We start from the raw sequence: 8211 nt of genomic DNA, 5'->3' as shown, positions 1-8211 counted from the left end.
AGGAAAAATCTCAGATGCTTGATCATACACTACATTTTATTGTTATGTGATTTCTCCCGAAAGGTTGAAAAGACAAACTGGGTGTAAAATAAGGTAATCCGTGATGGTACTCGTTACAAACGAGCACTAGCCTTGGAAATATTTATTGTTATTTTTGTCAATTTGAATTTATTTCAGATTCTTATAAGTATTGAACTCAAGTAAGTTTATATGCTTAATAAAGTTCAGCATGACAAAGTTTTATTCTTTGTTGTGAATCTTTTTTATGGAGTTCAGTGCTTTATTCTGTTAATTAGTGATGGTACTCGTTGCAAACGAATAATAGATTTACTTTAGTTTTTATTGTTTTCTGTCATTCTGATTTTATTTTTGATATTATGAGTTTTGACTAAGTTGTTTATCTGCTGAAACAAGTTAAGCATGACTAAGTTTAGTTTTTTTAAGACAACCTTTTGTTTTAATTTGTTTTTTAGATTGTTAATAAAGGAGCTAAAAGTTGAAATTAAAACATATAAACGTTTGTCCTAGTTATTTCATGGTATTGTTTCTTTTGAGTGAAGGAAAGTAACGAAAAGCCCACAGTGAGGTACGAGCGAGGGAAATCATAGTCATTTTTCTGTAATCAATGCATTAGATATAATTATCTAACCTTTACAATTTTGACGGTAGGAAAAATCTGATATGCTTGATCATACACTACTTTATATTGTTATGTAAATTTCTCAAGTAGTCGAAAAGACAATCTGGGTGTAAAATATGTTAATACATGACGGTACTCGTTACAAACAAGCACTAGCCTTACATTATTCTTTGTTGTTTTATGTCAATCTGAATTTATTTTTTATATTATGTGGGTTCTACTAAGTTGTTTATCTGCTGAAACAAGTTTAGCATGACTAAGTTTAGTTTTTTTAAGACAACCTTTTGCTTTAATTTGTTTTTTAGATTGTTAATAAAGGAGCTAAAAGTTGAAATTAAAACATATAAACGTTTGTTCTAGTTATTTCATGGTATTATTGTTTCTTTTGAGTGAAGGAAAGTAACGAAAAGCCCACAGTGAGTTAAGAGCGAGGGAAATCATAGTCATTTTTCTGTAATCAATGCATTAGATATAATTATCTAACCTTTACAATTTTGACGGTAGGAAAAATCTGATATGCTTGATCATACACTACTTTATATTGTTATGTAAATTTCTCAAGTAGTCGAAAAGACAATCTGGGTGTAAAATATGTTAATACATGACGGTACTCGTTACAAACAAGCACTAGCCTTACATTATTCTTTGTTGTTTTATGTCAATCTGAATTTATTTTTTATATTATGTGGGTTCTACTAAGTTGTTTATCTGCTGAAACAAGTTTAGCATGACTAAGTTTAGTTTTTTTAAGACAACCTTTTGCTTTAATTTGTTTTTTGAGATTGTTAATAAAGGAGCTAAAAGTTGAAATTAAAATATATAAACGTTTGTTCTAGTTATTTCATGGTATTTTTTCTTTTGCGTGAAGGATAGTAACGAAAAGCACACAGTGAGGTACGAGCGATGACTTCTTGTGGATAGCCTGACCATTTGTACTTTTAAGGTTTTATAATAAGGATATTTTTTAAAATGGGCACGCCCTAATTATTACATGTAACGGAATGTTTAAAGTTAAGTGTGTAGACAGTTTTAAACTTTTACTCTTTTTGTTTAGGATATATGTTATTTAAATATTTTAAGGTCAAAAAAAAATGAGCGTACAGTTATATAATTAACTTACGCTCATTTTTTAAATTTTAATTTTTATAAAATTATGCTCTATAAATTTTATCAAATAAGTCTTTATAGATTTCTTTGATGATCGCACGTTTCATTTTCATTGTTGGAGTCAAATGACCATCTTCAATTGACCATACTTCTGGGGTCAGTTCAAAACGTTTAATTTGCTCCCATTTACCAAAGTTTAAGTTGCATTTATCTACTTCTTTCTGAATACGCTCAATTACAATATTTGAACTAGCTATTTCTTTGTCAGACAAACCAATATTTAAATTTTTATGCTTAATCCATTCTCTAATAAAGTCGAAGTTTGGTTGTATAAAAGCCGCTGGCATCTTTTCTCCTTCACCAATAACCATTACTTGTTCTATGAATAAGGATTGTTTTAATTCTCCTTCTAATAATGGTGGAACTACATATTTACCTCCAGAGGTTTTAAACATTTCTTTTGTTCTACCAGTAATTTTTAAGAAACCTTCGCTATCTAGTTCTCCTTTATCACCAGTGTAAAAATATCCTCCTTTTAATACGTTTTCAGTTCTTTCTAAATCTTTGTAGTAACCTAACATAACATTTGGTCCTTTTACTAAAATTTCACCGGTTTCTGCTATCTTCACTTCAACATTATCTATTACTTTACCAACAGTACCAACTTTAAAACCTTTATTTCTTTGGTCATTTACTGAGATTACAGGAGATGTTTCTGTTAAACCATATCCTTCCATTATTGGCATTCCTGCTGCTGCAAATACTCTGGTTAATCTTGGTTGAAGTGCTGCACTTCCAGAAACCATTATTTTTAGTTCTCCTCCTAATGCTGCTTGCCATTTAGAAAATATTAATTTTCTAGCTAATTTTAATTGAGTTTCATACCACCAACCATTTACACCATATGGTTCATATTTTAAACCCAAATTTACTGCCCAAAAGAACAACCCTTTTTTTATACCGGTTAATGCTTCTCCTTTCAAAATTATTTTGTCGTAAATCTTTTCATATAAACGAGGTACCGCAGTCATTACATTGGGTTTTATTTCTTGTGCATTTTCAGATAATTTTTCAATTGATTCTGCAAAATAAATAGAAACTCCACAATATTGATATAGGTACAAAATCATGCGTTCAAATATATGACAAACGGGTAAAAAACTTAAACCAATAGATTTTCCATAATCAAAAGGAACACGTTTTTCTGAACTTAAAACATCACTAACTATATTTCTATGAGATAACATTACCCCTTTAGGTTTACCTGTGGTACCAGATGTATAAATTAAAGTAGCTAAATCGTCTGTTTTTACATTGTTTTTTCTTTCTTCAACAAGATTTTGAGAGCTAGTATTTTTACCGGATTCTAATATTTCATTCCAGCTTTTTTCACCTAATATATCATCAAAAGTATAAATAGCTTTTAAGCTTGTTTTACTTTTTATCTTATTAATCTTTGTTAGAACTTCTATATCTGATACAAAACAGTAAATAGATTCTGAATGATTTAACACATATTCATAATCTTCTTCTGATATAGTTGGATAAATCGGTACATTTTGGGCACCAGTTTGTAATATTCCAATATCACATATGTTCCATTCTGTTCTATTCGTAGATGAAATTACGGCAATTTTGTCGTTTGGTTTTACACCTAAGTTTATTAATCCTCTACTAACTTGGTTTGCTTGATCAATATATTGTTGTGTTGTAATAGATTGCCAATTACCACTGACTTTAGAACTAAATGCTTTTTCTAAATTATAGGTTTCTAATTGGTAATAAGGAAAATCGAATAATCTTGTAACTTCTACTGCCATATAATCATATTATAATTGAAGTAGGCAAATTAGGTATTTTAGATTGAATTAACAAATACTTATTATAAGAGTTTATTATTAAGAATAATTTAATATTGATAGTGCTATATATCTAAAATACTAAATAATAGATTGTTTGTTTATGAGTATTGTATTCTACTTATTGTGATTTAGATATTCTTAAGAGTGAATCTATCCTAGTAATATTGATAATATTTTTTTGTAAAAAAAAAGCTAGCCTTTATAAAAAAAAGCTAGCTGAATACGGTTTTGGTTAGCCCCCTAATTCCAACCTCTTCCATTATGATGTAAATTTATAATTTATTATAGAAATTAAAGCAGGTATAAATACCTATTTTGTGTTTTATAAGGACTTATTGAAGCTTTTTCCGTTTATTTTGGTGTATTTCGAATCTATTTCATAGCCAACTTTCATATTAGTTATGTTGAAATTACCAGATACTTTCATGTATTTAATGTTTAAGTCTTCTTTAAAATTAGTGTTTTTAAAAGATATACCATTTAAAATTTGTGTGTATTTAAATGTTGCAGATTCTTCAAAGGTAGAATCACTAAAACTGACATTATGATTAAATTTTGCATACTTAAATGTAGCAATTTCATTGAAAGTGGTATTGATAAAACTAACCTTGTTATCAAATTTTGCATATTTAAAAGTACTATCACCTTTAAAAACACTGCCTGAGAAATCTGAGTATTTTTCAAATTGAGAGTATTTAAACATTGCTTTATCTTCAAATATGCAGTTTTTAAAAATAGTTTCCTCTTCAAAACTAGCTGTAAATGTTAGTTCAGATTCTTTATTTGGAATATATGCTAAAACATCATCTTTAAAAGTGCAGTTGGTAAAAGAAATATTTACATCTATTATTTTTTTTATTTCGTTTGTTGAGTTGTTAGAGTTCCAATTAAACCAACTATTTTTCTTTGGATGAGTTGTTTTTTTAAGAGCTTCATTCATAAAAGTAAAATCTAAGACACCAATAATAGTTGCATTATGAAGTGAAATTGATTTTCCTGCTTTAATATCCTTAATAATATTAGAGGCTTCAATTTTTTTTTGAGCAATAGTTATGGTGGATATTAAAAATAAAGTGATTACAAATAGAAGTTTTTTATTTTTCATTTTATGAATATTGATTGGTTATACATAATAATGACTTTTAATTTTATAAACTGTGACACTTTAGCAAAAAAAATAGAAACTAACAATTATGGAAGGAATATAAAGAAGTGTTTATTTTAAAAAAGCAAAAAAGACCAAATAATTAAATTTGATCTTTTTAAACTCCATAGCAAATATACGTTGTATAACAATATTAAAGTATTTCCCCCAAAACACTTTAAAATAGCACATCAATGAACAAATATAGAAATAGTGTAGCATATTATATCGTAAAAAATCGAAGTGGCTATTTTTTTAAGGCTTGTTTTATAATTAGGTAATCTTCTTTAAAATAATTTTTAAAAGAATTTGAGGTAAATAATTTAAAATCTTTGGAAAAGTGAGATTCATCATAATAATCATACATATAGATTAAGTCTTTTAAGTCTATTTGATCTTTTTCATATTTTCTCATTAAATTGAGAAAACGTTTTATTTGAATATATTTTCCAGGTGTTATACCTACCATTTTTTTAAATTTTGTTTCTAATGTTTTTTGACTAAATGGAATGGTATCTAAAAGGTCGTTAACAGAAAGTAGCCCTTCTTTTTTATTAATTTCTACAATAATTTCATCTATAATTAAAGTGTCTTTATTCTCTATAATTGGTAAAGAGTTTAGAAAAATAGCAAGCTGTTTAAAAAGGTTTTCATAATTATCTTCATAATTTATAAAAATAACACTTAATTTTTTTGATATATCTGGTGCAATTGAATCTAAAGAAATGTGTTTGTTAACTAATTTAGACAAATCTATATTTGTTAATTTAAATAGAGTTGTAGGTTTAAAACTTATACCACAGCATATCCCTAAATTTTTTACAAGAATAGTGTACGATTTAATAAATTGACCAAATATAGTAAGTCCTTCTAATTTTTGCTTATTGCTATTTTGTAAAGTTTGTTGGTTACCAGAATAAATGTAGGCAATACTAGAATACGCCATAGGAATTATGGTGGTTTTAAGAGGCGTAATTTTCTCTGAGTATTCAATACTATAGAATTCATCTACTAAATGAGACGCTATTTCAGTATTATAATATTTTAAATTCATAGGGGTAATGTTATCAATAAAAACAATTATTTAAACCTATTTTTTTTATAATTACTTTTTTTGACTCATAAAGATAAATTACAACTACTATTTTAATAGCTGATTTTTATTGTTTTTTTAGAATTACTTTAAAAAAAAGAAGGTGTGGTTAATCTCTTTTAGTTTTTTCTTAAAATTTTTCAATACATTAAAACAATAGATTTGCAGCGTGTAGCTTTATTTAGGCTGCTATTATTTGTACTATTTTGTAAAAATAATTAAAAACAGTAACAAATTAAAAATGAAACAGTCCTTTAAGTACTAACAATGTAATTATAAAAATTATAAATTAAAACTCATTTCTAAACTTATAAATTATGAAATTTAATTCAATTATTTTCTTTTTAACCCTACTATTTCTAAATAATACTGTAAATGCACAAGAAACTATTAATCTAAATACTAGTTTTAATAAAATTATTGTCAGTCCTCATATAGAAGCTATTTTTATAAAAGGTATTAAACCAAGTATTGTAATAGAAGATATTATTGTTTCTAGAGAAAAGTTTAAATATGAATTACATAAAGGAATACTGCAAGTATATCTAGAAGGAGCCAAAACATACACCAAACATAAAAAGATAGTCTCTAAAAACAACAAGAATAAGGTTCCTTTATATGAAAACAGGGTGGTTAAAGTAATAATAACTTATACAGATGTTAAAACGTTTTCTATTAGGGGAGGAGAAAAAGTGAAATTCCAAACTTCTTTAAATCAAAAAGAATGTACAATAAATTTATATGGAAAATCAGAAGTGACTATCCCTACCATTAATGTTGATGAATTAGATATCTCTATCTATGGAGACAGTTTTTTAAAGATGGAAAATGGTACAGTTAATCATCAAAAAATTAAGGCCTATGGAGCCAGTAAAGTAATGGCGATAGATGTAGTTTCTAATGAGACCAAAATTACAGCTTATGGTAATGGAACTTTTCAATTAAATGCATCAGAGAAAATTAAGGTCAATTCTTATGGAGAAGCAACTATTCTTTATAAGGGAAGTGCGCAACTAAAAAAAGGGATTGTTATTGGAGAATCTATCATTAGAAAATTGATTTAGAATTAGGGCGTTCCCAAAGGTCGGGCTTTCCGCTATATCTTTTTACTGAAAAAGTGAAAAGGATGCCGCTGTAATCCCTAACGCAAAGCAGCTTTTAGAATTTTCTAATAGCTGTTTTTTAGTTAGGGGTATTCTGTAATTAAGTTTTTTTTTAAAAAGTTTCTATAACTTTAAAACCCTCAGTTAAATGATCTATAATAGTATTAAAATGCTCTTAAATTAGAAAGTTTAAAGAAGTAATTTAAGTACTTTTGCAACGCATAAATTTAATACAGACTATGCTTAAAAAGCACGTAAAACAGCTCTCATTTAGTTTAATATTATTAAGTCACTTAGGTTTTTTAGCTGCAATTTTATATGAAAAACAGCAAAATATTTATGTTTCTATATTTGTTGTTTTAGTAATTGTATTACTTCTAATCAGATATAAAAAAACATCTTTAAAATCTAAAAATCATGATTTAGAACATGTATTAACTGTTGCATTTGTTTTTTTTGGAGCAATTATTACCTATGTTTTAAGTGTTTCATTCAAATTAAGCAGTGTTTTAGCAGCCAGTTTAGTAGGTTTGGTTGTTAGCTTTGTTCCTTCACTTTTTAAAAAGAATAATTTTATTAAAGGGATGCCTACCGCTGTTTATTGCGGAGCCTTTGTTGGTATGACAAATGTTAATATTGCCCCAGATTATATATTTATAGCACTAGCAAGTGTAATTACTGGTTTTTTGTTAGTAGGTACAAAAGATGCTTTTCACGGTTTTGGAGGTAAGTTAGGAACCTTAGCTTTTGGAGGTGTTACCCTTGCTTTTTTTATCACTTTTATAATTTCTAGATGGCTATAGATAACTTTATATTGTTAATAGTAGGAGGGTTTTCTTCTATAGTTACGTTTCTTTTACAAGTAAAATTTAAACAAGGACCGGTTAGATCATCTTCTTTAGTGGGGGTTTTAGTAGGAGTATTTGTTTTAATGTTTCCTAATTTATTATCTACGTACTTAACAGAAAATTTACCCTTAGTATGTTTTGGAGCTTCATTTATTGGTATGGTATCCTCTAAAATTATGTCAGATTATTTGTTAATTGGTTTCTCAGGAGTCGTTTTTACTCTTATTTATTTCAATACCAGTAACTATTTTAGTGGCTTTGGTGGTGGTTTAGGATCTGCAGCTTGTATTGCCTTATTAGTTACTTTAAGTATTCCTGTATTAAAGAAAAAAAGAAAATTAAGTAACGGATTTTTATTATTAAGAAGGCAAATGCGTTCTAGAATGAAAAAGAAAAATTACAAATAAATTAAAT

Annotated in this window: 6 protein-coding genes; 3 read left to right on the top strand and 3 right to left on the bottom strand. The window is 27.2% G+C overall.

Annotation, left to right across the window (positions count from 1 at the left end; all coding sequences use genetic code 11):
• Positions 1–1791: 1791 nt before the first annotated feature.
• The 3 genes from GQS57_RS16725 to GQS57_RS16715 all read right to left on the bottom strand — a co-directional run bounded on the left by GQS57_RS16725 (position 1792) and on the right by GQS57_RS16715 (position 5807).
• Positions 1792–3567 carry a long-chain fatty acid--CoA ligase gene (locus tag GQS57_RS16725; RefSeq protein WP_165734008.1) on the bottom strand — a complete coding sequence of 592 codons (1776 nt, stop codon included), beginning with the start codon at positions 3565–3567 and terminating at the stop codon, positions 1792–1794.
• 364 nt (positions 3568–3931) lie between these two features.
• Positions 3932–4714 (bottom strand): pentapeptide repeat-containing protein, encoded by a 783-nt coding sequence (locus GQS57_RS16720; protein WP_165734007.1) that lies wholly within the window; start codon positions 4712–4714, stop codon positions 3932–3934.
• Positions 4715–5000: 286 nt separating this feature from the next.
• Positions 5001–5807, bottom strand: coding sequence for a helix-turn-helix domain-containing protein (locus tag GQS57_RS16715; RefSeq protein WP_165734006.1), 807 nt, complete (start codon positions 5805–5807; stop codon positions 5001–5003).
• A 356-nt stretch (positions 5808–6163) separates the two neighbouring features.
• On the opposite strand from GQS57_RS16715, the gene GQS57_RS16710 reads away from it, so the two are divergent.
• From GQS57_RS16710 to GQS57_RS16700, 3 genes are all read left to right on the top strand, one after another.
• Positions 6164–6910: a head GIN domain-containing protein gene (locus GQS57_RS16710; RefSeq protein ID WP_165734005.1), complete on the top strand. Its 747-nt coding sequence runs from the start codon at positions 6164–6166 to the stop codon at positions 6908–6910.
• Positions 6911–7188: 278 nt separating this feature from the next.
• Entirely contained in the window at positions 7189–7752 is a 564-nt protein-coding gene (locus tag GQS57_RS16705; RefSeq protein WP_165734004.1) for a hypothetical protein, read from the top strand.
• The gene (locus tag GQS57_RS16700) at positions 7743–8204 is read left to right on the top strand and encodes a hypothetical protein (protein ID WP_165734003.1); all 462 of its coding nucleotides are present in this window, start codon (positions 7743–7745) and stop codon (positions 8202–8204) included. Before GQS57_RS16705 ends, GQS57_RS16700 begins: the two co-directional genes overlap by 10 nt.
• The last annotated feature ends 7 nt before the right edge of the window (positions 8205–8211 follow it).

Origin of the sequence: Polaribacter sp. 20A6, assembly GCF_011378915.1 — a bacterium.
In the GTDB taxonomy this organism is placed as follows: Bacteria; Bacteroidota; Bacteroidia; order Flavobacteriales; family Flavobacteriaceae; genus Polaribacter; species Polaribacter sejongensis.
The sequence above is the reverse complement of the archived record's forward strand: the minus strand, read 5'-3'. Positions and strand labels throughout refer to the sequence as shown.

What these genes read in the sequence shown, in the direction of transcription:
- GQS57_RS16725 (WP_165734008.1), bottom strand. Translation starts at nt 3,567, where the DNA reads ATGGCAGTAGAAGTTACAAGATTATTCGATTTTCCTTATTACCAATTA.
- GQS57_RS16720 (WP_165734007.1), bottom strand. Translation starts at nt 4,714, where the DNA reads ATGAAAAATAAAAAACTTCTATTTGTAATCACTTTATTTTTAATATCC.
- GQS57_RS16715 (WP_165734006.1), bottom strand. Translation starts at nt 5,807, where the DNA reads ATGAATTTAAAATATTATAATACTGAAATAGCGTCTCATTTAGTAGAT.
- GQS57_RS16710 (WP_165734005.1), top strand. Translation starts at nt 6,164, where the DNA reads ATGAAATTTAATTCAATTATTTTCTTTTTAACCCTACTATTTCTAAAT.
- GQS57_RS16705 (WP_165734004.1), top strand. Translation starts at nt 7,189, where the DNA reads ATGCTTAAAAAGCACGTAAAACAGCTCTCATTTAGTTTAATATTATTA.
- GQS57_RS16700 (WP_165734003.1), top strand. Translation starts at nt 7,743, where the DNA reads ATGGCTATAGATAACTTTATATTGTTAATAGTAGGAGGGTTTTCTTCT.